This is a genomic window from Paludifilum halophilum (assembly GCF_002245355.1).
GTDB classification, from domain to species: domain Bacteria; phylum Bacillota; class Bacilli; order Thermoactinomycetales; family DSM-45169; genus Paludifilum; species Paludifilum halophilum.
In genome coordinates, this window is sequence record NZ_NOWF01000007.1 from 19056 (window position 1) to 43889 (window position 24834).

The following is a 24834-nucleotide window of genomic DNA, read 5'->3' on the forward strand; positions in this document are numbered from 1 at the left end:
TACTTCCCTTTCCATCCTGTGATTGTGTTAAAATAGAGAGCGGATTCCCCGCTAAAGGAGACGAAACCATGGCCATCAACGGTAGTATTGAAATGGAAAACGGCGATCAAATCCACATCGAATTTTTCCCCGAGGCGGCTCCGGGAACCGTCCGCAATTTTAAAAAACTGGCCGATGAAGGGTTTTACAACGGTTTAACCTTTCACCGTGTCATTCCGGGTTTTGTCAGCCAAGGAGGTTGTCCTGAAGGAAATGGAACCGGAGGAGCGGGTTATACCATTCCCTGTGAAACGGAAAACAATCCTCACCGGCACGAACCCGGCTCTTTGTCCATGGCTCATGCCGGTAAGGACACCGGGTCCAGCCAGTTCTTTATCGTGCATGAGTCCCAACCCCACCTGGACGGTGTCCACACCGTCTTCGGCAAAGTGACAGAGGGGCTGGATGCGGCCAGGCGAATGAAAAACGGCGATCAAATGAAGGAAGTTAAAGTCTGGGAGGAATAACACCACAGATGGAATGCGAGGCACGGACTTGGCGATGAGTTCGTGCCTTTCGTCTTACTCCCGGAAGATAGCCTGGTTGAAATCACAGCGATGAACTTCCGATGGATTAAAAGAGAGTGACCCCGATCGATACGACGAAGTCACTCTCTATCAAAGACGAACCGTACCCTATGGATGTTAATCCCGCCGGGATGGGCCGGATGGTTAGTAAACCAGATCGACGAACTCCTCCTTCGTGAGATCGCCGAAGTACTCCCGGACATCGATATCCGCGAGAGCCTGATCGATGGCATACCAGTCGTAACGGGTTCCGACCAGGCGTTCTTCAATATCCTTCACTTCTTTCACCCCGAAAAAGTCTCCGTAAATCGTACACTGGGTGATGACCCCCTGATCGATCTGCATGCGGACGTCAATCGTACCAATCGAAAACCGCTTGGACTGCTCCACGTTAAACTTGGGGGAGCGTCCGAAATTCCATTCCCAATTGCGGTAGCGTTCCGCAGAGATCCTCTCGATCACCTCCCAATCTTTTTGCGTCAAATGATACTGGGGGATGTCCTCTTCCCCTTCAAAGATGTAGCGGAGCAGAAGCTGTTTAAACTCATGAATATCCATTTTCCGATCCATCAATTCGCTGATGTTGGCGACACGACTGCGAACGGATTTCGTACTCTTGGACTGAAACTTCTCCTGTTTCACATGGAGAGCTTTTGCCACTTGATCCAGGTCCACATCAAACATCAGGGTTCCGTGGCTGAACATCCGCCCTTTTGTGGTAAACTGGGCGTTTCCGGAAATTTTCTTCTCCCCGACCTGGATGTCGTTGCGCCCGGTAAGCTCGGCGTCGACACCCAGTCGGCGCAGTGCCCGGATCACCGGCTCCGTAAACTTGCGGAAGTTTAAAAAACTCTTCCCGTCGTCTCGGGTGAGAAAGCTGAAGTTCAAGTTGCCGGTATCGTGGTACACCGCTCCCCCGCCGGACAGACGGCGCACAACATGGATGCCCTGTTCCCGGCAATAATCCACGTGAATCTCTTCCACCGTGTTCTGATTCCGTCCGATGATGATCGAGGGTTCATTGATGTAAAACAAAAGGTAGGAATCTTCCACATCCAAGTGTTTCAAAATATACTCTTCGATCGCCAGGTTGACCCGGGGATCCGTTATATCGTGATTGTCCACATATAACACAGAACTCTCCTCCTCAAACTCGACATACCCCTTTATTGTAAGGGAGGAGAAACGGATGAGCAATTTTTTTATTGACCACACTATTTCGATGACTAAGGAAAAAAGAGAGGCCGCTAAACGGTTTTCCACCAGAGACTTCGGTAGGTAGTCGTTACAAGGGGCACTACGGACCGAATATCGATTCCGATCTATATTTTAATGTAAATATACAGCTAATCAACACGTATTGGAATCAAGGGTTTGTATTACTTTCTCTTAACTATTTCAAAAACAATGGAAGTTGAAAGAAAAGCAATCCCCAGATAAACAATAAGGTAAACGATCGGTATCGATCGATACCCCAACGCATAACTAAACATGAGGCTCACCCATAAGAGAATTCCAAAAATAATCGCAGTGTTCAAGAGCGCTTTTATCAAGTTTTGTTGTATTCTCTCATCAACTTCTGGGGTTTGGGCTTTTCTTCTCTTTCTCTGAGCAAACCAAGCGGCTATTAAGCCACCAACTAAGGCACCTATTACATAAGGTAAGAAAGAAAGAATATCGAAGCCGAGTGATCCGCTATTCATTATCAAAATACCCACACACATCCCTAGTAAAACACCAACCAGGATCACAACATCACGTTTATTCATTGGTTGAATCACCTTCCCTAATTTCAAAAATCTCTTCCACCCTCATGTTGAAAAAATCAGCAATCTCTAATGCTAATTTAAGGCTTGGATTGTATTTGTAGCTTTCAATGGCGATTACAGTTTGACGTGTGATGTTTAACTTTTTGGCAAGTTCTAATTGAGTTAATCCATGAATTTCCCTTAATTTACGAATCCTATTGATAACCATGATCTACTCACTTCCAATGTAAATAACACTTTACCTTTATTGTACCTAAATGAAAATGCGATGTAAAGACTTATTTACATAGGAAGTAAAAAAAACCCTTCCAGTTAACTAAGGAAGGGGAAGGATCAGTCAGCCACAAATCGCCTCCGTTACTGCAATACAAGTTGCTCCGCCAACGAGTAGTCCACAACTGTTCGGAGAGTATCCCGTCAATCTTCATCAATGTCAAAGGGGCTCTGCAGACAAACGGGAAAACCATAGCCAACTCGTCCCGTCTGTGGTATAATTTACTTTTGTAAGCTTTTATGAATCTGGGAGATCCTCTCGGCAACCCCTGCCGGGTTATTTTTATGAATCATTTTGATGCGAAGGAGGCAGGAGCGCCCATCCTTGCGCGCCTACCATGATGAATCCAAACGATATCCGCAACATCGCCATCATCGCTCATGTCGACCACGGAAAAACCACCCTGGTCGACGCGATGCTGAAACAGAGCCGTATCTTCCGAAAGAACCAAGCTGTCGCCGAACGGGTGATGGATTCCAATGATCTGGAACGGGAACGAGGAATCACCATCCTGTCCAAAAACACTTCCGTCACCTACAAGGACGTCAAGATCAATATTGTCGACACCCCCGGCCACGCCGACTTCGGCGGCGAAGTGGAACGGGTGATGAATATGGTGGACGGCGTTCTCCTTCTGGTGGACTCCGTCGAGGGCCCGATGCCCCAAACCAAGTTCGTTCTGCGCCAGGCCCTGGAAAGGGGACATAAAGCGATCGTCGTCGTCAATAAAATTGACCGGGCCAACGCCCGTCCCAACTACGTCGTGGATACCACCTTCGATCTCTTTATCGATCTGGGCGCTACCGAGGAACAGGCGGATTTTCCCGTCATCTACACGAATGCCCTCACCGGAGAAGGGGGATTGGATCCGGAGAGGCTGACGGACAATCTGGAACCCCTCTTCGAACAAATCCTGAAAGACCTGCCCGCCCCGAAAGTGGATCCCGAGAGCCCCACCCAGCTGCAGGCCACCTTAATGGGCTACGACGATTACAAAGGAAAAATTGCCATCGGCCGGTTGAACAGCGGAAAGATCCGCAAAAACCAAAACGTGCTCCACATCGCCACCGACGGCACCCAGCACCCCCTGAAAGTGTCCCAGGTGTTCACCCACCGCGGATTGCAACGCGTGGAAGTGGATGAAGCCGACACCGGGGATATCATCGCTCTGACCGGACTCGGCAACGTGGGGATCGGTGACACCATCGCCGATCCCGAGGATCCCCGCCCCTTGCCGCCGATTAAAGTGGAAGAGCCGACCCTCCGCATGACCTTCGGTGTCAATACAAGTCCCTTCGCCGGACGGGAAGGGGAGTTCGTCACTTCCCGCAAACTGCGGGAGCGCCTCTATATCGAAGCGGAAAAGGATGTCGCCCTCCGCGTCTCCGATACCGACTCGCCGGATACCTTTCTGGTAGCGGGCCGGGGAGAGCTCCACCTCGGCATCATGATCGAAAACATGCGCCGGGAAGGGTACGAATTCGAAGTGAGCAAGCCGGAGGTGATCCTGAAAAAAATCGATGAAAAATGGCACGAACCCGTGGAGACAGTGGAAGTGGAAGTCGCCAGCGAATACCAGGGAGCCGTTGTCGAACTCCTGGGCAGGCGTAAAGGACAAATGACCGACATGACACCCTTGAATGAAGACACCATCCGCTACACCTATCAGGTCCCCACCCGGGGCTTGATCGGTTTCCGCCAGCAGTTCCTGACCGCCACCCGAGGGGAAGGATTGATCAACACCCTGTTCGCCGGATACCAACCCTACTCCGGAGAAATCCCGACCCGGAACCACGGTTCCCTGATCGCCTGGGAGGACGGAGTCGCCACTACCTACGGTCTTCATGCCGCCCAAGAGCGGGGGGAACTGTTCCTTTCGCCCAATACGGAAGTCTATGAAGGAATGGTTGTAGGACGTCACATCCGGGAAAACGACCTGGAGGTCAATGTCTGCAAGAAAAAACAGCTGACCAACTTCCGTGCCGCGGGTTCTGACGATTCCATGCGCCTGGAACCTCCGCACGACCTCTCCCTGGACGACGCCTTGGAATACCTGGGCGAAGACGAATTGTTGGAAGTCACCCCCAAAGACTTCCGCATCCGCAAGCGCCTGCTCAAGAAAAACGAACGCCGCCGCCAGCAAAAACACGGCGGGAAAGTGGAAAAATGAAAATCGCTCCCTTGGGAAAGAAGCCCCCTTACCCATGTTGGTGAGGGGGCTTTCTTTTCCAAGAACCGATCTACAGCGTGACAAAAACGTCGTTTTTCGACTCCCCGCTCCTGATTGGGAATGCCATATGACACCCCTTTCGGAGATCCCAACAGGGCGCGTAGCCAATCCTCTTACAACAACCACCCCGCCACCGCGTAAAGAACGGCACTCACCCCGCCGACGATTAAGGAGGCTTTCAGCTTTTGATGCGCGTACTTCATCAACGGCAACTTCATCACTGTCGCCATGGCGACGGTATTGTCGCTGAGCGGGGAAGCAAACCCGCCGAAGCTGCCGCTGGCGAAAACGGCACCGGCGATTAAAGGCAGAGATGCATCGGCACTGGCAGCCAGGGAAAAGCCCAAAGGCATCAAAATCGCCCAGGCCCCGAAGGTGGAACCGATCACGTAAGAGATGATACAACCCAGCACGAACAGAACCGGCGCAATCCATAAAGAAGGAACCACACCGCCGACCACCCTCTCTGTATAAGTGATAAAACCCAGGTCCGTCGAAACTTCCGTCAAAGCCCATACCAGGGCCAATAAGACGTTGACCCCCATCATTTCATTGCCACCCTGCAGAAAACCGAAAAGAATCCGCTGAATCGGCTGTTTTTTCCAACCATACCACAACAGGGTGAAAATGAGAGTGATCAAAAGAGCTTCCAAGAGGGCACGAGACGCATTGGCCTGGGCCATCGCCCCGAAGAAAGTACGAGCTTTCAGATGCACGTCCCACCAGGTGAGGAAAAAAGTGAAAAACAGCAACAAAGCGAGAGGCAACAGCAAGTTGACCATTCGAGGCTGAGCCGACTTGGCCACAATGTCAACCGGGTCCGGAAAGTCCTCATCAGGGTCCTGTTCACGACCGGCACCCGATTCCTTAATTCCCTCTTCTTGACCGTCCGCTCCTCTTTTGGCCGGTTGATCCGACCGGTACATATCCTCCAAATAAGCAACTTGGGGCGAAGCGCGAAAGGGGGTTCGAATATGAGGCGGCCGGTCCTTCGGGTCCTCTTCCCCTTTCGGCTCCGCTTCTTTTGAAAAGAAAGTCCGATACAAAGCGTAGATTAGGATCAAGATCGAAAAGAAGTTAAAAGGGATACTTTTCAGCAGCAATTGATAGGCGGAGACTCCCAGGTCTTGGTGTTTGCTGGAATCAGCGATCAATCCCACCATATACCCGACAAATGCGGTGCCGACCGGAATCAATGCGATCAAGGGGGTCGAAGTGACATCGATCACAAAGGCCACTTTATCATCGGAGACCTTCAACCGTTCAAAAATGCGCTTCATGACCGGCCCGATGGTAATGATACGAAAGTCCGGCGCCATGAACGTCACCGCGGATGACAGCCATGTGAGGCCGAAAGCTCCGCGCACGGAACGAATGCGCCGATTCATCCAATCGGCGAAACCCGCCACTCCCCCTGTCACCCGAACCAGTCCCACAAAAGCACCGAATCCGTACAAGAAGACCAACAGCCGTAAGTTATCCGGCTCCTCCAGGGAGGTCAGAATGTAATGCATAGCAGCTTCCACCCCTCCGAGCGGGGTGAAATTCATCATATAAGCCCCCACCAGCAAACCGGCCAATAACCCGGGAAGGACCTGGCGAGTGAGAATGGCCAACGGAATCACGATCAAAAAAGGTACCAGAGACCAAATGGAGCCTTCCATGCTTCGTCCCCTTTCTCCCAAAGAAGGTACCTCCATAATTTGCCTCACCCCAGCAGAAAACATGTAAAAGAGAAAGGAGGACGATCCACTTCGACAAGGGCCCAAGGAATATAAAAATCCCCTTCAGCTTCCGCCGAAGAGGAAAAACGAATCCGTTTTTAAAGGCTCCCTTCTTAAACAGCATTTACCGGCTTTTTCGTTGTGATCAAGGTGACCATGATCAGCACCAACGTAGCGACAGGAACAGCAATGATGACACTGTTCAGTTCAAAAGGTTTTTGCAAGGGGATCTCCCATAATAAGGTGGTCATCACCCCGCACAGCATCGATGCGATGCCGGCGGTTTTATTCACCCGTTTCCAGAGCAGCACACCCAACACCGCCGGTGTAATCCCGGCTCCGTAAACGGTGTATGCATACATCTGTATGGACAAGACCGTCGGAAAATAATTGATCAGCACGTAGGAGAGTACACCCAACCCCACGATGAAGAACTTCGTCATCATCAGCAATTGACGATCCGTCACATCTTTCTTGATATAAGGAGCAAAGAGATCATATGTCACATTGGTTGCGGCGGACAGCAGATAAGAATTCCCTGTCGTGATGATAAAAGCGGCGGCCGCCGCTAACAGCACTCCGCCCACAAACGTGGGCAATACGGTGGTGGTGGCCATCAACGCCAACCCCGGATCGATATCCGGAAACAGGGAGCGGGAGGCAAATGCAATCAGGGAAATAGTCGGAGAGATGACAAGAATCCCGATAAAGAAACCCACTTGAGACATTTTCGATATCCGATTCCCTTTAGAAGCCGCCAACCGTTGGTACATATTTTGATCGGATAACAGCAGAAACAACGCCGGCAGGATGTATCCCGCCATCTGAACCGGTGTCAACGTTCCAGTCATTGTTAAATGGTGGGCAGGGACGTTGGCGGTGATTTGACCCCATCCTCCTGCGACCACCCAAACCGTAGGCAAAGTGATAATCAAACCCAATACCATAAAAAAGGCACTTAAGGCATCGGTCGGCGCCACGGACCTCAATCCGCCGATCGTGGCGAGAAAGATAATGACAGCGGCTGCAATCAGAGTCCCTGCCTCCGCTGAAACTCCCGTCGTAATATTTAAAATAAAGCCGAAACCTTTCATTTGATAAGAAACGATACCCACATACGCGAGAATAATGATCACACCTGCCAACAACCGGGCGGAGACTCCGTATTTCTCCTCTAGGATTGAGGAAACCGTATATTTCCCAAAGGCTCGGATTTTCGGTGCGATCAGGTACATGACTGCGATTCCGATCAGAGAGCCCGTTCCCATTAAGAAAGCGGGTATCATCCCATAGCTGTACGCCACAGAGGTTTCTCCGCCGGAAACACTTCCGCTCCCCACCCAAGTGGCGATTAACGTCCCCATCAGAACCACCGAACCGAGCCCTTTACCCGCCAGGATGAAATCCGTACTATTTTCGATTTTCTTGGAATAAAAAATGCCCATTGCAATCATAATGACGCCGTAAGCGGCTACATACCAGATCAGTGTCGGATTGTGAGTTAGTTCCATGCCCTGTCCTCCTGTGAACAAAGTCAATCAAAATGGCTGAATGTAACCTCCTTTCCCTTGAGAATCGTATATGAAAACGCTTCCCCCTTTCAAGCCTGTGAAAAATAAAAGAACGCCGCCCCCTTCTTGACAGGGGCGGCGGCGGTTGAGCGAAGGATTACCGGATCTCCGATACTTTGACCAGCTGCTTTCCTAGGTTCTCCCCTTTAAACAAACCCTGGAAGGCTTTCACCGTGTGGTCCAGTCCCTGAACCACGTTTTCCCGGTACTGGATCTTGCCCTGGCTAACCCATTCCGTTAACTGGGCCATCCCTTCCTTAAACCGGTCCCGGTAATCGCGAACGATAAACCCTTTCATCAGAGCGCTGTTGATCAAAAGCTGACTCTGGATACGGGGGCCGTCATCCGGTTTTTCCAGATTGTAAAGAGCGATTTGACCGCAAATAGGAATGCGAGCCTGATGGTTAATCAGACGGATGACCGCATCGGAAACTTCGCCTCCCACATTGTCAAAGTAGATATCCACACCGTTGGGACAAGCTTTTTTCAATGCATTGGGCACATCATCTTCCTTGTAGTTGACAGCGGCGTCAAAGCCGAGCTCCTTCGTCAAAAAATCGGTTTTCTTCCGGGAGCCGGCAATACCGACAACGCGGCAACCCTTCAGTTTGGCGATCTGGCCGACCACAGTACCGACAGCCCCCGCCGCTCCGGAAACGACGACGGTTTCCCCCTTCTTGGGCTGTCCGATATCCAGTAAACCGAAATAAGCGGTCAAACCGGGCATTCCCAAAACGCTTAAAGCCGTCGAAGCCGGAACCGGATCGTTCTGTACCCGGTTCAGATCTTCCCCTTTGACCACTGAATAATCCGCCCATTCCGCCATCCCGGTGACGAGATCTCCAGCCCGATATCCCGGGTGTTCGGAAGCTTCCACCTGACCGACGACTCCGCCGGTAATCGCTTCATTCAGTGAAAAAGGCGGAACATAGGATTTGACATCGCGCATCCGCCCGCGCATGTACGGGTCGACCGAAAGATAGACGGTCCGAATCAGCACCTCGCCATCCTTCGGCTCCGGAATCGGCGATTCCACTGTCTTGAAGTCGCTCTCCTCGGGCATTCCCTTCGGGCGGTTCACTAACAGAATCCGGCGATTAACCTCTTTTGGCATCCAATCTCCCCACTTTTTTGAATTGGTTTTTCACCTCTTTTTTCCCCTTTTTCAGGAGAGATAATCCTGTACTCAACCGAACGGTCGGCAGGCGCCTTCCCACCTTGCCCCGGGCGGGATTTTTCCCTTTAAGTGTCTATATCTCTCCATATACACTGCCGTCGCGAACATCCCGGCAGGCCCCCCAGACGTATCTATCCGACACAGTCACTGGGGGTACCAGAGCTCTCCCTTTTCACTCGACCGACATAGACGCCGCTATTCGATCAGGATATACTTAAAGAGAGCCATATCCTGTAAAAGAACGCGGGACCCGCAAGGAGGAAGAACTATGAACAAGGAATTTCCCGAGAGAACCTGCACCATCGAGCGGTTGATCACCCGACCGGAAGATATCCAAAAAGTACTGGAAGGAAGAAAAACCGCCCAGCGCCGGAACGGCGTGTACGCTTTCCCCGGTGAAATGATACGCCTCAAGGGCCACCGGTTTGAGGTAACCGCTCTTTACCGGCAAACCCTGGGGGAGATGTCCGACCAAAACGCCCGGGAAGAGGGAGTCCCGGATAAAAAAACGTATCTGAAACACTTGGAGGAAATTCATCCCGGAATCCCTTGGTCGGCCGAGCTGAAGATGTGGGTGCACGAGTTCAAGCGACTGCCGTCTTAGAAGCGTTGTAACGGCCCCAAAAACGCTGCAACTTTTCAGGGAGTTCGGGGAGTGGCGTCGGATCCCACCTCGATCCGGTTCCACCACAGGATCCCGAAAATCAAACCGGCCGGTAAAAGAAAGGTGAAAATCCGTTCGTCAAACTCCCCCGTCATCCAGGTGAGACCGGCGGCGAAAAGAATACCGACCGGTAGGGTGCACAACGGATAATACCGGCGTTCATCCCTCCTCAGATTCCTCAGGATGAGGGAATACAGGGGAACCGCACAGACGAAGTGAAGTCCCGTACACAGCAATACCGTCTCGGATATGGCATAGAGTGTCAGTAGAAACCAGACGGAAAAGTTTTGAGGAACCACCAACGCAGAAACATAGAGGCCGAATACCATAAATTGAACGGTCGCCCCCGCAACAAAGGAAGACAGGGATATGCTGACAATCCGTTTCAACATAGAACGACCCTCTTTCACCACTCTCTATTTTCTACCATTATAGTATATACGAACCATTCATGGGTACTTATTTCTGATAAGACTTCCATCATGGATACCGACGGCTCGCTACCGTCACCTCATCCAGACGATGCCGGTCCAGTTCCACTCCAATCCCCGGCTCTCTCGGAACCGAAATCATCCCGCGATCCACGGTCACTTCAGGAACGGTCACATCCCTCTCCCAGTAACGGGAAGAAGCGGAGATGTCTCCGGGAAGGTTAAAATGAGGCAAGGAGGCCAGAGCGATGTTGTGAGCCCGTGACACCCCGGCTTCCAACATCCCTCCGCACCAAAGATCGATGCCTCGCTCTCTGCACAAGTCATGAATCCGTTTAGCTTCCCATAATCCTCCGACACGTCCGATCTTGACGTTTATCACCCGGCAACTGCCCAGCTCGATGGCACGGCGGGCATCATCAACGCTACAGATGCTTTCATCCAGACAGACCGGCGTTTGGATCGCGGCTTGAACCTTAGCATGGTCGACGATATCGTCAGCGGCCAGAGGCTGCTCAATCATCAGTAAATTCAGATCATCCAGCTGTTTCAACTTCGGGAGATCCGCCAGGGTATACGCCGAATTGGCATCCGCCATCAAGGGAAGGTCGGGAAAGGCACCGCGAATCCTTTCCAATACCCGGAGATCAGCCCCCGGCTTGATTTTAACCTTGATCCGGCGGTACCCTTCGGACACCCTCTCCTCAATCGCCCCCAGCATCCGATCCATCGTCAGCTGGGCGCCGACGGCCACCCCCGCCTCGATGCGGCGGCGGGTGCCGCCAAGGGCTTCGGCCAGAGAAAGACCCCGTCTGCGGCAGTAGAGGTCCCACACCGCCCCTTCGATCGCCGCTTTCGCCATATGGTTACGACGGATGGGGGCGAACCGCCGGGAAACCTCCCTCGGGTGCTCCAGCGGTTGACCCAAAGCCAAAGGAATGAGAAACCGCTCCATCACATGCCAACAGGTATCCACCGTCTCCTCGGTATACCAGGGCTCCGAAAAAGCCACACACTCCCCCAATCCGGTCCGACCCTCAGAGTCAAAGGCTTCGACGATGATCAGCTCCCGATCGGACACCACCGTTAAACGATTGGCAAAGGGGGATTTCAAGGGCATTTGAATCCGATGCAGTCGTATCTCCTCAATCCTCATCCCCCTCACCCCCTTTTGACAGCCTGTCGGGAAGGGAGCGACGGATCAGCTTACCGGAGGCATTGCGAGGAAGCTCCTCTACAAAGACAATCCGGGTCGGTACCTTGTAACGGGCCAATCTGCCCTGACAATAACGGATCAGCTCATCTCCCTCCACCGGTGTCCCTCTCCCGGGTTTGACAAATCCGACAGGGGCTTGTCCCCATCGCTGATCCGGGACACCGGCCACTCCCGCTTCCTCCACGGCAGGATGAGAAAGCAGGACGGCCTCTACCTCAGCGGGATAGACATTTTCCCCTCCGGAGATAATCAGATCACTGCGCCGGTCCAACACATAGAGAAAGCCCTCTTCGTCCAGATACCCGATATCCCCAGTGCGGAGCCACCCCTCACGGATCACTTGTTCCGTGGCTTCAGCCCGTTTCCAATATCCCCGGGTGACATTGGGCCCGCGCACCGTAATCTCTCCCGGCTCCCCGGCGGCACACTCCCGCTTTCCTTCCAGGATGCGGATCTCCGCCGGAAACAGGACCTTTCCCGCCGAGCCCAATTTCCGCAAACTGTCCTCAGGAGCCAGGGTAACGATTTGGGAGGCGGTCTCAGTCATCCCGTAGGTTTGAAAAACAGGGATCTTTCGCTCCCGGGCTTTCTCCAACAGAGGCTTCGGTGCCGGCCCCCCTCCCAGAAGCATGCACCGAAAACTGTCGGGATACCGGCGTTCCCCCAAGTTATCCATCATTTGCGTTAACATGACCGCCACCGCGGAGACATGGGTAATCCCGTCATGAAGAATCGCCCGGTTGGCCTCCGCCGGGTCAAACGTTTCCTGAATCACAGCGGTCATTCCGTAAATGACACTCCGCATCAAGATGGATAAGCCGCTCATGTGAAACATCGGAACCCCGACCAACCACCGGTCCTCCGCCCGCAATCCCAGATTAAGGGCGGAGGCGACAGCACTCCACCAGTGATTGCCGTAAGTCAGCATTACACCCTTGGGATGGCCGGTTGTACCGGAGGTGTACATGATAGTATGTACCTCTTCCAAAGAGAGGTGCCTTCGCAGAAGAACCGGCTCTTCCGGCAAGGAGGTCAGTCGATCCCAGGAAATCACGGAAGGAACGACTCCTTCCCGCTTGAGGCGTTTCGCCTGCTCCCGGTGCTTTTCGTCGTATACCAAAACAGACGCTTCCGAGTCCGTCAGCTGCCAGCCCAGCTCCGCAACCGCCAACCGGGTATTGAGGGGAACCATGACCGCTCCGAGATAAGAGAGAGCGTGCATGACACAAACCGTATGAAGACCATTCCCCAACAACAGGGCCACATGGTCGCCCCGTCGGACTCCCATCTTCACGAGTTGTCGAGCCGTTTGTTTGGATTTTGTCGCCAAAACCTGAAACGTCCAGGACTCTCCGCCCCCGGACACGGCTTTCCGCCCGGGTGTCAGATGAGCCCGCTGATCCAGCCAGTGAGGCATTTTTGTATCTGTCATCGCGTGATTCACAACACTTCCAACCTTTCTACCGGTCCATTCATTTCCCATTATACTCTTTCCATCGGAAAACCGGAAAGTGGACGGAAACGTCTCCTGCGAAAAACCGTCCCATCGGCCGGTTTCTATTATTTTTTAAAAGGATACCGGGCACCTCTCCATTTCTGATTCTTTTAGGACAACGGCCCTCTCACGGTGGCAAGACCGACATAAGATATGGATGACTGGAAAGGAGGGATAATGTATGAGCTACGGAGGTTACGGAGGATTCGGATTGCGGCGGTTGCTGATCTTTCTGTTGGTCATCGCCACGATTTTCGCCACTGTCGGATTTCTCGGCCATGGATACTAAAAAAGCCCTTTTGCAGGGCTTTTTTTGTGAACAAATGTGACAAACCACCCTATGTATCGGGATACACAGGGTGGTTTGTTCGGGTTTACGGAAAGCGGGGGAATTTGCCGAAATTCGGTTTCCGCTTTTCCTTAAAAGCGTCCCGACCTTCCTTCGCTTCATCCGTGGTGTAATAAAGCAGAGTCGCGTCGCCGCCCAGTTGTTGCAATCCGGCTAAGCCGTCGGTGTCGGCGTTGAAGGAGGCTTTCAGGAACCGGAGAGCCGTCGAGGATTTCTCCAGCATCTCCTCGCACCATTGAACCGTCTCCTCCTCCAACCGGTCCAGGGGAACAACGGTATTGACCAATCCCATTTCCTCGGCCTCCCGGGCATTGTACTGGCGGCAGAGGTACCAGATCTCCCGGGCTTTTTTGTGGCCGACGATCCGGGCCAGATATCCCGCACCGTATCCGGCGTCAAAGGAACCCACCTTGGGACCGGTCTGACCAAAGACGGCGTTGTCCGCGGCGATGGTCAGGTCACAGACTACATGAAGCACATGGCCGCCACCGATGGCATAACCGGAAACCATCGCAACAACCGGTTTCGGAATCACTCGGATCAGACGCTGCAGATCCAATACATTGAGACGGGGAATTTGATCCTCGCCGACATAACCGCCGTGCCCGCGTACACTCTGATCCCCGCCGGAACAAAAAGCCTTGTCTCCCGCCCCGGCCAGGATGATCACACCGATCTCGGAATCATCCCGGGCATGGGCAAAAGCATCGATTAACTCCACCACCGTCTGGGGCCGGAAAGCGTTGCGTACCTCCGGACGATTGATGGTGATCTTGGCGATTTGGCCATTTTTTTCATACAAAATATCCTCGTACTCTTTTACCGACTTCCACTCGATAGCCAATGGTTCAACCTCCCTCGGTTCAATAATCCCATCGATCCCTTTGCTTCATGAAGTCCACTACGATTATACCAAAGGATTCCGGATGTTCCACATGGACCGTATGCCCCGCCTTCGGCACGATCACTGTCTCAGCCCGCAACAAGCGCTTTTTCATCTCCTCAGCGATCTTTCGAAATTTTTCGTCCCACTCTCCGACGATGAGCAGAACCGGGCGATTCAACTGATCTAATCGACTCCACCAGGACGGTTGAGTCCCGGTTCCCATACCCCGAAGACTTCCCGCCAACCCTTTCGGCCGATTCCGGAGACGCTGCTCCCGGATTCGGAGCCGGATGCTCTCTGGTAACCGTTTCTGGGTGGCAAAGAGAGGGATCTCCTCCCAGCCGGCGACAAAGGATTCAACCCCCTCCTTCTCAATCCGGTCCGCCAATGCCGCATCCGAATGCATCCGCTCCTCTCGGGCCGCTTCATCAGCCAGCCCCGGAGAACTGCTCTCCAGAATCAGGGAGCGAACCCGATCCGGATGGAGAAGAGCGAAAGAAAGGGCCAGGCGTCCACCCATGGAATACCCCAAGAGATGAGCCCGTCGGATATGAAGGGCATCCAGGATGGCCGCCAAATCCGCCGCCGCCGGTTCCACTCCGTAGCGACGGTGGTCTTCAGGAGCCTCGGTCTGACCGTGGCCGATCAAATCCACCCGGATGATGCGGTAATCCGCTTTCCATTGTTGAACAAAGGGCTCCCAATCGGAGGCGGAACCGGTAAAACCGTGGAGGAGTAATAAGGGAGTTCCTTCCCCGCTCACCTTCAGATGATAACGGAGACCGTTCACCCTCAGAAACAAGGCTTATTCCCCCTTCGACAACTCCTCGGCCACCGCTTCGGAAACCGCCTGCCATATCCGTCGATGCAGAGAAGCGTTTTCCCGACGGTTCGTCACCACTTCGATGACGGACAAACCTTCCCGATTCTCTCCCCGTCTCAGTGCGTCCCGGAAGGCATCCCAGTCTCCCACTCGGTCGAAGGTTCCTCCGTACATGCGGACGGCATGGGAGAAATCCAAGCCGATCGGGGTTCCGAACAGTTTTTCAAAGTGTTCGGCCTCTGAAGCTTGGGGCAAGAAGGAAAAAATACCGCCTCCATCATTATTGATCACGATGATGGTGGCATGGATCCGGTGCATCTTGGCGGCGAGAAGTCCATTCAAATCGTGGTAAAAGGAGAGATCCCCCAGAACGAGAACCGTATGACAACCGGCGGCGGCAGTCCCCAAAGCGGTGGAAACCACACCGTCAATCCCGTTAACCCCGCGGTTGGCCATCGTTCGAACCGGACGGTCCCCCTTCATGAAAAAGGTTTCCAGATCCCGGACCGGCATGCTGTTTCCCGCAAACAGAAGGCTTTCTCGGGGCAAGAGCCCCGCCAGCTCCAGAAATACACCTCCCTCGGAAAGACTCCGGGTGTCTCCCCATCGTCGCACGACTTCCTGGGTCCGATGATTGATCTGAAGCCAACGGCGGCTCCAAAGAGTTTCCCCCTTGATCCGGTGATTTTTCATATGCCGGATCAGTCCTTTACAAAAACGGACGGGATCCGCATACAACATCTCCGAGGCAGACAAGGTGGGATCCCGCCACCCTTCGTCAGCGTCCACCACGATTTGGCGGCAGTCGGGATGTGCCTTCAAATACAGCAAAAACGCCTTGGAAACGGGCATGGCACCGAAACGGATCACCACTTCCGGCACCAGCTTCTCCACTGCGTCGGCATCCCGCAAAAAAGCATCATAACCGTCCACCACCCGGGCTTTGTCAAAATCGCCGCAACGCAACTGGGACAAAGGATCGGCCAACAATGGAAACTGAAGCGCCTCCGCCAGCCGGATCAGCGGTTTCACCAGCTCCGGATCCGTCTGAGGACCGCAGACGATCAGTCCCCGTTCCACCCGGCTCCATTCCGCCGCCAAGGCGGCAAGCTCCGATTCCGGCAACTCTTTTTCCCCCTGTGCCACCCGCACATAGGGAGAAGGCCTGCCTTTTCGCTTTCCGCCGCTGAACAGAGCGGAATCGTTCAAATCAGGAACCAGAGGCTCCCGAAAGGGGAAATTGAGATGAACCGGACCCGGCGGTCCCGCTTTCGCCGTCGCCGCCGCCCGGCCGGCATTTGTCCGCGCGTAGCGCAGCATCGTTTCCTCTTTTTCCGGCAGTGCCATTTCGGCAAACCATTTGACATGACTGCCGTAGAGTCGCAGCTGATCCATCGCTTGAGGAGCGCCTACATCCCGCAGTTCATGGGGGCGGTCCGCCGTCAGCACCACCAGGGGAACCCGGGACAGATGGGCTTCCGCCACCGCCGGAAAATAATTGGCGGCGGCGGTTCCCGACGTACACAACAAAGCAACCGGTTCCCCCGTCGCCTTGGCCATTCCCAAGGCAAAAAAACCGGCGGAACGCTCGTCCACGTTCATCCAGACACGGATTCCCGGATGGGCGGCCAACACCATCGCCATCGGGGTGGAACGGGAACCGGGACTGATGACGGCGCGATGAACACCGCACTCCGCCAGCTCGTCCACAAAAGCCCCTACATAGGCCGTGGCTGCGTCACGAACGCTCATCGGTCCCTTCCTCCCATCGCCGACAGAATGGGGCGAAACTTGATCCGGGCCTCTTCATACTCGCTGTCCGGATCGGAATCGCCGACGATCCCGCAACCGGCAAAAAGGAAAGCCTGATCCCCCTTTACCAGGGCGGAACGGATGGCGACGGCAAATTCTCCGTCCCCCCGCCAGTCCACCCAACCGACCGGCCCGGCGTACCATCCCCGATCCATCCGTTCCTTTTCCCGGATTTTCTCGACGGATTTTTCCTGGGGATACCCGCCTAAAGCCGGCGTGGGGTGAAGCCGTTTCACCATGGACAACAGCGTCGTTCCCGGACGGGCCCTTCCCGTCACCGGTGTATACAGGTGTTGGATATATCCCGCCTTATACAGAACCGGTTCTTCCGGCACCTCCACCGCGTCGCAACCGGTACGGAACGCTTCCCGGATCATATGAACCACCACTTCGTGCTCCACCCGGTTCTTGCCGTCAGAAAGCAACTCCTGACCCAGTCTCTCATCCTCTTCCGGCGAAGAGCCTCGACGGATTGAACCGGCCAGGCAGGTGGAAAGAAACCTCTTTCCATTCCGTCGGACAAGCCGCTCTGGTGAAGCTCCCAAAAAACAGGAGGCTCCCCGCTCCACGGCAAAGAGGAAGCAGTCCGTTTGCTGCTCCTGTAAGCGTTTTAATATTGAGGCGGGTGCCAAGCGACCGGATGCTTCCACCCGGAGCTGCCGGGCCAGCACCACTTTTTCCATGACTCCCTCCCGAATTTCCCGGGCGGTTTCCGCCACCGACCGTTTCCACGCTTCCGGATCCACTTCCACCGTCTCAAAGGAAGGAGACTCCATCGGGGTAAAAGTGGCAGGTACTCCAGACAACAAATCTTGTTTCTCCCTTTCCAAACGATCCGCCAGCGATACAGGATCCTCGGCGGGACGGATCACTGCATTGACGGTCAGCCAACAATCTTCGCCGGCCACTGTCAGCAAAAACCGCGGCAACACCATCGACGCATCGGCATATTCCTCCCACCTGCCGGACTTCGGCTTCAACGGATCAAATGAAAAACCGCCCATTAACAGCGGCCCTGTCCCGTTTCTATGTGTATGGGGTTCGCGGATACTTTTCCTGAGGAGGTCCCGCCACCGGGCTTCCACCCCGGCAAAGCGGTCTTCCGCCTCCGCTTCCACCCGGTAAGCGGTACCCAATCCCGCCAGAATCCGATCCCGGTTCGGATCGGCCCAGAAACTCCGCTCACCGGCGTATGGTTCGGCTCCATATGCAAAAAAAGCAAGGGGGTCCATCGGTTTAACCGGGATGACTTGGCTGACGAGCACTTCGCAATCTTCCTCCCGCGCTCGGACAGCCCCTTGTGCCAACAATTCTCGTATGTCCAACTGTTTTACCATCGACACGGCTGTTCCCCCCAGATCATTCCATACCGAAGCAGACCGATCCTTCGGTCTCGCCTATTTTAGGATACACTTGACAGTCTGAAACTGTCAATCGACGGGGATTTTCGACTCTTTTCGCCGCCGCCCGCCGGCCGGTTCTCCCCTTGAGTTGTCCCGACGGAGGAGATATAATGACCTCGTTTCATTCTGCCATATGATCCTTCATTGATCATGATATAGAAAAGGGGAGAACCACCGTTGGAAAAGCGTACACATACCTCCGAAGAATCCGGGTGGCGCATCTGGTGGCAACTCATGCGCCCTCATACACTTACCGCTTCCTTTGTTCCCGTATTGATCGGAACCGCCCTTGCACTGCCCGTCACTGAGATTCACGTCCCGGTTTTTCTGGCCATGCTCGTCGCTTCCATCCTGATTCAGTCAGCGACCAACATGTTCAACGAATACTTTGACTTCAAGCGCGGGTTGGATACAGCGGAATCCGTCGGCATCGGAGGGGCGATCGTCCGCCACGGGATCACTCCCCGAACCGTGATGGCGATTGCGGTCGGATGTTGCGCCGCCGCCGTGGGACTGGGCATCTATATCTGCCTGGTCAGCAGTTGGTGGCTGGCCGCGATCGGTTCCGTCTGCATCGCCACCGGTTACCTGTACACCGGAGGGCCGTACCCGATCGCCTATTCCCCCTTTGGAGAGATCGTCTCCGGACTGTTCATGGGATTGGTGATCATTGGGATCTCTTTCTTCATTCAAACCGGAACCGTCTCCGACACCGCCATTCTCACGTCCGTTCCCGTTTCGATCCTGATCGGCAATATCCTGATGGCGAACAACATTCGCGATCGCGTCGGCGACGAAAAAAACGGGCGCCGCACCTTGGCCATCCTGCTGGGCCACAAGGGAGCCGTCCGCCTTCTTGCAGGAATGTTCGCCGCCGCCTACGTCTGGCTCGTAGTCCTCACCTTGACGGAGGTCGTTCCTCCCGAATCTCTTCTGGCTCTTCTCAGCCTGCCCAAAGCGGTTCAGGCTGTTCGGGAGTTCAAAGGGAAAACCGCCCCGCCGGAGATGATGCCGGCGATGAAATTCACCGCCCAGGTCAATACTTTTTTCGGATTTCTGCTGGCTGTCGGTGTATTCATCGGATACAGCCTGTAAAAAGTGATCCATCTGCTTAAAAAGCCCCTGACCCCGCGCCTAACGGCGGAGTCAAGGGCTTTTTTCTTCACACGGTCCCGTCAATAACGCCGGGCGAAATCGACAAAGCGGAATTTGTCCGGACGGTGGCGCGACTCGGTATACTGAAACAAGGTGCTGTCATCCAAATAGACATAGTTGCGTACGACAGCCATCATCGCATACCGGTCGAGGTCGAGCAGCCTTTCATCCTCCTCCGTCGCCCCTTCGATGGTGATCACTTTTTTGGCGAAACTGATTTTCACCTCTGAAGACCGTTCCAGGTACTCATAGATCGACTCCCGGCAAATGTCCTTTGTCAAAGGAGGGATCAGCCCTTTGTGAAAATGATCCTTATCGAGAATGATCTTCTCTCCACCGACCTCCCTCACCCGAACCACTTTCCAGATCGCTTCCGACCCTTGGATGTTCAACTGGGAAGCCACATAAGGATCCGGTTTCCCCGTCTCCAGGGAAACCACGTCTGTGTTCCATTCCTTTCCTGATTTCGTAGCAACCTCCTTGAAACTGACCAAACCGGAAACCGGAAAGTCGAATTTATTCACATGGAGGACGAAAGAACCCTTTCCCTTGATTTTATGGATGTAGCCGTTTTGAGAGAGTAAATGCAAAGCCTTACGCACCGTTTCCCGGGAGGTCCCGTACCTTTTCGCCAGTTGATTCTCTGAAGGCAGCTTGCTATCGGGAGAGAGGCGCCCTTGTTCGATTTGATCCGCATAATCGCGGTAGATCGTCCAATAGATATTTTCCATATCCTGCTCCTCTCCGGGCTCCATTCACACCGTGAAGTGAAATATCACGGATTCATAGGGTCTTAACCGGATTCGTCCCGGATCTTCCGGGAAATCATCATAATTGGACAGGAGTGGGGTTATCTTCCAACCCCGGGTTTCAACCCGATCCGGCAGACGAAATAAGGTCTCACCGCCGCGGAAATGGTTGACGACGAGGAGTTTTTCACTGTCACCCTCGCGCAGATAAGCAAAGATATCGGGATGCTCCTCAAGGAGCAGTTCAAAAGATCCCGTCGTCACAATCCCGTACCTTTTGCGAAGCCGGATTAACTCTTTGTAATGATAAAAGATCGATCGGGAGTCGGCAAGGGCCTGCTCCACATTGATCTCCTTGTAATTGGGTGCCGGAGAGATCCAAGGGGATCCGGCAGTAAACCCCCCGTGGGGAGAAGCGTTCCATTGCATCGGTGTCCGGGCATTATCCCGGGATCTCTGATGGATCACCGCCATCACCTCTTCCTCGCTCCATCCCCGTCGGCGGAGGATTTGGTACATATTGAGGGTTTCCACGTCCCGGAAATCATCGATCGACGCGAAGTCCGGGTTGGTCATCCCGATCTCTTCCCCCTGATAAAGGAAAGGCGTCCCCTGCATCATGTGGATCACCGTAGCCAGCATTTTCGCCGACTCCCGGAGATAAACCCGATCATCCCCGTACCGGGACACAATCCGGGGCTGGTCGTGGTTGCACCAGAAAAGTGCGTTCCAGCCTCCGCCTTGATTCATTTTCGTCTGCCACTCGGCGAGAGTCCGTTTCAGCGAAGGAAGATCCAGTTCTCCCCGCGCCCACTTTTCCCCGTCGGGGTAATCCACCTTCAAATGATGAAAGTTAAACGTCATGTTCAACTCCCCGCTGTCGGGACGGGTATACCGGATACAGTGGGGAATGGATGTGGAAGACATTTCGCCGACCGTCATGATCGGATATCGGGAGAAGACTTCCCGGTGCATCTCTTTCATAAATTCATGCACCCTCGGACCGTCGGTGTAAAACTTTCGCCCGTCCCCCGGCGGGATGGAGCCGTCGTCATCGGGGAACTCCGGATCCTTGGAGATGAGATTGATCACATCGAGCCGGAATCCGTCCACCCCTTTGTCCAGCCACCAGCGCATCATTCGGTATACTTTCTGCCGAACTTCACTGTTCTCCCAGTTGAGATCCGCTTGGGTTTCATCAAACAAATGCAGATAATACTGACCAGTGGTTTGATCGTATTTCCAGGCGGAACCGCCGAACTTGGATTGCCAGTTGTTAGGCTCCTCTCCGTTTTTCCCGTCTTTCCAGATATAGAAGTCACGGTATCGATGATCCTTGGATGAGCGGGCTTGCCGGAACCACTCATGGTCGGTCGACGTGTGGTTGACGACGATATCCAGCAAAACCTTCATCCCCCGCCGATGAGCTTCAGCCAAAAGCTGTTCGAAGTCTTCCATCGTACCGTAATCCTCGTGGATCGACCGGTAATCGCTGATATCGTAACCGTTATCCCGATGGGGAGAGTCATAAATCGGTGTCAGCCAGAGGACGTCCACACCGAGCTCCTTCAAATAATCCAGTTTTTCAATGATTCCCTGCAGATCACCGATTCCATCCCCTGTGGTATCGTAAAAACTCCGGGGATAAATCTGATAGACGACTGCTTTCCTCCACCATTCCGTCACCGTATCGCCTCCAACATTCAACCTTGCATCCATTCTTCAATCTCTGCCTTATAAATGGATGATTTTGTTCCGTAAACCGCCTGGATCCCGTCATTCATCTTGAGAACTCCCGATGCCCCCAAGCGTTTCAATTCCTCCTCATCCACCCGGCCAACATCCTTGACACCCACACGCAGGCGAGTGATGCAGGCGTCGAGCCGGGTCACATTGTCCCTGCCGCCAAGAGCGGCCAAAATTTCCGCCGCACGGTTGCTTTCCACCGGGTTTTCCGACGCCGCCGCCCCGATTCCTTTTTTCCTGCGGTACTCTTCTTTGCTGTAAAGCTTCGTTTCCTCTCCTTCATCTTCACGCCCCGGTGTCTTCAGATCCATTTTCACAATCATGGTTTTAAATGTGAAGTAATAGATGATTGCAAACAATATACCCAAACCGATCGTCAACAACCATGCGTTGGACTGGTTGGGAAGAACATTAAACAGGACGAAATCGATCAAACCGGACCCTCCGGCAAAACCGGCATGCATGCCAAAGGCATTCATCAGACCGAAGGCGAGAGCGGTCAATACAGCATGAACACCATAGAGCACCGGTGCGACAAACAGGAAGGTAAACTCCAGCGGTTCGGTAATGCCTGTAATCCAGGCGGTGACAGCGGCGGCGATCATCAGGGATTTCACCTTCACCTTCCGGTTCTCCCGGGCTGTTCGGTACATGGCCAGAGCCGCCGCCGGCAGACCGAACATCACGGGGATAAACTTCCCGGCGATATATGTTCCACCCGTGATCGAGACGCTTCCATCTTTCATCTTATCGATCACCTGGGAGATATAAACATTCTGGTCTCCGACAATCCGGGCCCCTTCCAGAGTGGTGTAGGTACCTCCGATCTCGGTAAACAGCAATGGGGTATTGTAGATATGATGCAATCCAAAGGGAATCAAAAGCTTCTCGATCCCCCCGTACAAGCCGACAATCAAGGGGTTGGTATGGGTCGCTACAAAATCCCCGAGGGCGAGCACCCCCTTACCGATCTGGGGCCAGATAAAGAATAGACCCACTGCCGCCACAATCCCCCCAAAAGAAGCCACAATCGGCACCAGACGTTCCCCGCTGAACAGGGAAATCGCGTCGGGCAGTTCCACCTTATGAAAGCGGTTGTAAAAGTACGCCGTCAAAAAACCGATGAGAATTCCGCCAAACACGCCTGTCTGCATTGTTTCGATGCCCATCTCGGTTCCGAGGATCCGCTCATTCAGCTTGATACCCGTAATGTCAATCAGCGCCCCGATCGTAGTATGCATGATCGCAAAGGCGATAAAGGACGCAAATCCAGCCATGCCCCGGCCGGTCCATGTAATGGCGATCGCAATCGCAAACAAAGCGGGCAGATTGTTAAAAACGGCCTGACCAGCCCGCTGCATCAGTTCGCCGGTCACTTGCCAGCCGTATCCTCCGAGGAAGGGAACCAACTCGTGAACACTCGGATTCAACAGCACGCCCCCCAGCCCCATCAAAATGGATACGAGGGGCAAAATCAGGACTACCGCCATCATGGACCGCCCGATCCGCTGAAAAAAGTCGAAGGATCTCTTTCCGATCATTTGAATTCACTCCCTGTTGATTGTATCCGCTTCCATAAGACCCTGTAAAAAAGCATTCGATTTTAACGCAATCCTGTATATACAGGTTTACGGACAAAAAATAAAAACGAAGGAAAGCCCTTTCATTATCTCTTTTTCTGCATTGTAACCTGTATATACAGGATTGTCAAAACAAAAAAACCGGCTCGCTGGTGAAAAGCGAACCGGCTACATCCTTCACACATGTTAATTACAGAGACTGGCTCCAATCGACGACAGCGGCCCCTTCCAGGAATTTCTCACAGTCCATCGCCGCCATACAACCGGTACCCGCCGCCGTAATCGCTTGGCGGTAGACGTGATCCTGGACATCCCCGCAGGCAAACACCCCTTCAACATTGGTCTTGGTCGTTCCGGGTTCCACCTCGATGTAGCCCAGCTCATCAGTCTTGACCTGGCCTTCCAAAAAGCCGGTGTTCGGGCGATGGCCGATCGCGATGAAGATTCCGTCGGCTTCCACCAGTTCGGTTTCTCCGGTGTCCTTATTCTCCACCTTCAACCCTTTGACGCCGCCTTCTTCCTTGGTGACGACCTCTACAGGCACCCGGTTGAACCCCCAACTGATCTTCGGATTGTTTTTGGCCCTCTCTTGCATGATCTTAGAGGCCCGCAACTCCTTACGCCGATGGATGATATGGACATTGGAAGCGAATTTGGTCAAAAAGTTGGCTTCCTCCATCGCCGAGTCCCCACCACCGACGACGATGATTTTTTTACCACGGTAGAAGAACCCGTCACAGGTAGCACAGGTGGAAACGCCTTGTCCCATATTCTCCTTTTCACCGGGAATTCCCAGCAACTTGGCCGTAGCGCCGGTGGAGAGTACGAGGGATTCCGTTTCCAGTTCTCCCTGGTTTTCCACTTGAATCTTGAAGGGCCGTTGGGACAGGTTGACTTTATGGACCCAACCCCGCTTAAATTCGGCTCCGAAGCGTTCCGCCTGCTTCCGCATCTGATCCATCAATTCCGGACCGAGAATCCCATCCGGAAAACCCGGAAAGTTCTCCACATCCGTTGTAGTGGTCAGCTGTCCGCCGGGCTCCTGCCCCTCGATTACCAAAGGTTCCATATTAGCCCGGGCCAGGTAGATGGCGGCGGTCAATCCCGCCGGTCCGGTTCCCAGGATGATTACTTTGTGCATCGCTTGTCTTCAACCTCCTGATCTTCATTGAATCCCTTTTATTCCAGCATGCCCCGAAACCGAAAAGGGGCAA

21 protein-coding genes are annotated in these 24834 nt (G+C 53.7%); 4 read left to right on the plus strand and 17 right to left on the minus strand.

What is annotated here, in order from left to right:
- The first annotated feature begins 68 nt into the window (after positions 1–68).
- Complete coding sequence (locus tag CHM34_RS11810) at positions 69–506, plus strand: peptidylprolyl isomerase (RefSeq protein ID WP_094264827.1); 438 nt, start codon at positions 69–71, stop codon at positions 504–506.
- A gap of 204 nt (positions 507–710) precedes the next feature.
- Here the strand turns inward: CHM34_RS11810 and lplA are convergent, their stop codons facing one another.
- From lplA to CHM34_RS11825, 3 genes are all read right to left on the minus strand, one after another.
- Positions 711–1700 (minus strand): lipoate--protein ligase, encoded by a 990-nt coding sequence (gene lplA / locus CHM34_RS11815; protein ID WP_094264828.1) that lies wholly within the window; start codon positions 1698–1700, stop codon positions 711–713.
- Between the two features lie 245 nt (positions 1701–1945).
- Positions 1946–2335: a hypothetical protein gene (locus tag CHM34_RS11820; RefSeq protein ID WP_094264829.1), complete on the minus strand. Its 390-nt coding sequence runs from the start codon at positions 2333–2335 to the stop codon at positions 1946–1948.
- Positions 2328–2543: a helix-turn-helix transcriptional regulator gene (locus CHM34_RS11825; protein ID WP_338048664.1), complete on the minus strand. Its 216-nt coding sequence runs from the start codon at positions 2541–2543 to the stop codon at positions 2328–2330. The genes CHM34_RS11820 and CHM34_RS11825 overlap by 8 nt, the downstream gene beginning before the upstream one ends.
- Before the next feature lie 403 nt (positions 2544–2946).
- Here CHM34_RS11825 and typA point away from each other — a divergent pair, with 403 nt between their 5' ends.
- On the plus strand, positions 2947–4779 hold the full coding sequence (typA, locus tag CHM34_RS11830; RefSeq protein WP_094264831.1) for a translational GTPase TypA: 1833 nt from the start codon (positions 2947–2949) through the stop codon (positions 4777–4779).
- 173 nt (positions 4780–4952) lie between these two features.
- Here the strand turns inward: typA and CHM34_RS11835 are convergent, their stop codons facing one another.
- The 3 genes from CHM34_RS11835 to curA all read right to left on the minus strand — a co-directional run bounded on the left by CHM34_RS11835 (position 4953) and on the right by curA (position 9248).
- Positions 4953–6503 (minus strand): Na+/H+ antiporter NhaC family protein, encoded by a 1551-nt coding sequence (locus tag CHM34_RS11835; protein WP_094264832.1) that lies wholly within the window; start codon positions 6501–6503, stop codon positions 4953–4955.
- Between the two features lie 173 nt (positions 6504–6676).
- A complete protein-coding gene (locus CHM34_RS11840) occupies positions 6677–8074 on the minus strand; it encodes a sodium:solute symporter family protein (protein ID WP_094264833.1) in 1398 nt (465 codons plus the stop codon).
- A 157-nt stretch (positions 8075–8231) separates the two neighbouring features.
- Positions 8232–9248: an NADPH-dependent curcumin/dihydrocurcumin reductase gene (curA, locus tag CHM34_RS11845; protein WP_094264834.1), complete on the minus strand. Its 1017-nt coding sequence runs from the start codon at positions 9246–9248 to the stop codon at positions 8232–8234.
- Positions 9249–9579: 331 nt separating this feature from the next.
- Here curA and CHM34_RS11850 point away from each other — a divergent pair, with 331 nt between their 5' ends.
- Entirely contained in the window at positions 9580–9915 is a 336-nt protein-coding gene (locus CHM34_RS11850) for an ASCH domain-containing protein (protein WP_094264835.1), read from the plus strand.
- Positions 9916–9950: 35 nt separating this feature from the next.
- Here the strand turns inward: CHM34_RS11850 and CHM34_RS11855 are convergent, their stop codons facing one another.
- The 7 genes from CHM34_RS11855 to CHM34_RS11885 form a co-directional block, all read right to left on the minus strand.
- Positions 9951–10367: a hypothetical protein gene (locus CHM34_RS11855; RefSeq protein WP_094264836.1), complete on the minus strand. Its 417-nt coding sequence runs from the start codon at positions 10365–10367 to the stop codon at positions 9951–9953.
- Between the two features lie 88 nt (positions 10368–10455).
- On the minus strand, positions 10456–11562 hold the full coding sequence (gene menC, locus CHM34_RS11860; protein WP_094264837.1) for an o-succinylbenzoate synthase: 1107 nt from the start codon (positions 11560–11562) through the stop codon (positions 10456–10458).
- Positions 11552–13054, minus strand: a complete 1503-nt coding sequence (locus CHM34_RS11865; RefSeq protein WP_206093806.1) for an o-succinylbenzoate--CoA ligase — start codon at positions 13052–13054, stop codon at positions 11552–11554. Before CHM34_RS11865 ends, menC begins: the two co-directional genes overlap by 11 nt.
- Before the next feature lie 437 nt (positions 13055–13491).
- A complete protein-coding gene (menB, locus tag CHM34_RS11870; protein ID WP_094264838.1) occupies positions 13492–14310 on the minus strand; it encodes a 1,4-dihydroxy-2-naphthoyl-CoA synthase in 819 nt (272 codons plus the stop codon).
- A 19-nt stretch (positions 14311–14329) separates the two neighbouring features.
- The gene (gene menH, locus CHM34_RS11875) at positions 14330–15148 is read right to left on the minus strand and encodes a 2-succinyl-6-hydroxy-2,4-cyclohexadiene-1-carboxylate synthase (protein ID WP_094265036.1); all 819 of its coding nucleotides are present in this window, start codon (positions 15146–15148) and stop codon (positions 14330–14332) included.
- 9 nt (positions 15149–15157) lie between these two features.
- Complete coding sequence (gene menD, locus CHM34_RS11880) at positions 15158–16927, minus strand: 2-succinyl-5-enolpyruvyl-6-hydroxy-3-cyclohexene-1-carboxylic-acid synthase (protein WP_094264839.1); 1770 nt, start codon at positions 16925–16927, stop codon at positions 15158–15160.
- Entirely contained in the window at positions 16924–18324 is a 1401-nt protein-coding gene (locus tag CHM34_RS11885) for an isochorismate synthase (RefSeq protein WP_240512013.1), read from the minus strand. The genes menD and CHM34_RS11885 overlap by 4 nt, the downstream gene beginning before the upstream one ends.
- A 243-nt stretch (positions 18325–18567) precedes the next feature.
- Between CHM34_RS11885 and CHM34_RS11890 the strand changes: the two genes are divergently transcribed.
- Positions 18568–19485 (plus strand): 1,4-dihydroxy-2-naphthoate polyprenyltransferase, encoded by a 918-nt coding sequence (locus CHM34_RS11890; RefSeq protein ID WP_094264841.1) that lies wholly within the window; start codon positions 18568–18570, stop codon positions 19483–19485.
- Between the two features lie 80 nt (positions 19486–19565).
- On the opposite strand, the gene treR is transcribed toward CHM34_RS11890, so the two are convergent.
- The 4 genes from treR to trxB form a co-directional block, all read right to left on the minus strand.
- The gene (gene treR / locus CHM34_RS11895; RefSeq protein ID WP_094264842.1) at positions 19566–20276 is read right to left on the minus strand and encodes a trehalose operon repressor; all 711 of its coding nucleotides are present in this window, start codon (positions 20274–20276) and stop codon (positions 19566–19568) included.
- Between the two features lie 24 nt (positions 20277–20300).
- Positions 20301–22013, minus strand: a complete 1713-nt coding sequence (gene treC / locus CHM34_RS11900) for an alpha,alpha-phosphotrehalase (protein WP_094264843.1) — start codon at positions 22011–22013, stop codon at positions 20301–20303.
- The gene (locus tag CHM34_RS11905) at positions 21998–23581 is read right to left on the minus strand and encodes a PTS transporter subunit EIIC (protein ID WP_094264844.1); all 1584 of its coding nucleotides are present in this window, start codon (positions 23579–23581) and stop codon (positions 21998–22000) included. The genes treC and CHM34_RS11905 overlap by 16 nt, the downstream gene beginning before the upstream one ends.
- A gap of 229 nt (positions 23582–23810) precedes the next feature.
- Entirely contained in the window at positions 23811–24761 is a 951-nt protein-coding gene (gene trxB / locus CHM34_RS11910) for a thioredoxin-disulfide reductase (RefSeq protein ID WP_094264845.1), read from the minus strand.
- Positions 24762–24834: the final 73 nt, after the last annotated feature.

Coding starts and splice junctions, on each gene's coding strand:
- CHM34_RS11850 (WP_094264835.1), top strand. CDS start 9,580: ATGAACAAGGAATTTCCCGAGAGAACCTGCACCATCGAGCGGTTGATC.
- trxB (WP_094264845.1), bottom strand. CDS start 24,761: ATGCACAAAGTAATCATCCTGGGAACCGGACCGGCGGGATTGACCGCC.
- typA (WP_094264831.1), top strand. CDS start 2,947: ATGATGAATCCAAACGATATCCGCAACATCGCCATCATCGCTCATGTC.
- CHM34_RS11885 (WP_240512013.1), bottom strand. CDS start 18,324: ATGGTAAAACAGTTGGACATACGAGAATTGTTGGCACAAGGGGCTGTC.
- curA (WP_094264834.1), bottom strand. CDS start 9,248: ATGCCAAAAGAGGTTAATCGCCGGATTCTGTTAGTGAACCGCCCGAAG.
- CHM34_RS11810 (WP_094264827.1), top strand. CDS start 69: ATGGCCATCAACGGTAGTATTGAAATGGAAAACGGCGATCAAATCCAC.
- treR (WP_094264842.1), bottom strand. CDS start 20,276: ATGGAAAATATCTATTGGACGATCTACCGCGATTATGCGGATCAAATC.
- CHM34_RS11840 (WP_094264833.1), bottom strand. CDS start 8,074: ATGGAACTAACTCACAATCCGACACTGATCTGGTATGTAGCCGCTTAC.
- treC (WP_094264843.1), bottom strand. CDS start 22,013: ATGGATGCAAGGTTGAATGTTGGAGGCGATACGGTGACGGAATGGTGG.
- CHM34_RS11905 (WP_094264844.1), bottom strand. CDS start 23,581: ATGATCGGAAAGAGATCCTTCGACTTTTTTCAGCGGATCGGGCGGTCC.
- CHM34_RS11825 (WP_338048664.1), bottom strand. CDS start 2,543: ATGGTTATCAATAGGATTCGTAAATTAAGGGAAATTCATGGATTAACT.
- menD (WP_094264839.1), bottom strand. CDS start 16,927: ATGAGCGTTCGTGACGCAGCCACGGCCTATGTAGGGGCTTTTGTGGAC.
- CHM34_RS11855 (WP_094264836.1), bottom strand. CDS start 10,367: ATGTTGAAACGGATTGTCAGCATATCCCTGTCTTCCTTTGTTGCGGGG.
- CHM34_RS11835 (WP_094264832.1), bottom strand. CDS start 6,503: ATGGAAGGCTCCATTTGGTCTCTGGTACCTTTTTTGATCGTGATTCCG.
- CHM34_RS11865 (WP_206093806.1), bottom strand. CDS start 13,054: ATGACAGATACAAAAATGCCTCACTGGCTGGATCAGCGGGCTCATCTG.
- CHM34_RS11820 (WP_094264829.1), bottom strand. CDS start 2,335: ATGAATAAACGTGATGTTGTGATCCTGGTTGGTGTTTTACTAGGGATG.
- menC (WP_094264837.1), bottom strand. CDS start 11,562: ATGAGGATTGAGGAGATACGACTGCATCGGATTCAAATGCCCTTGAAA.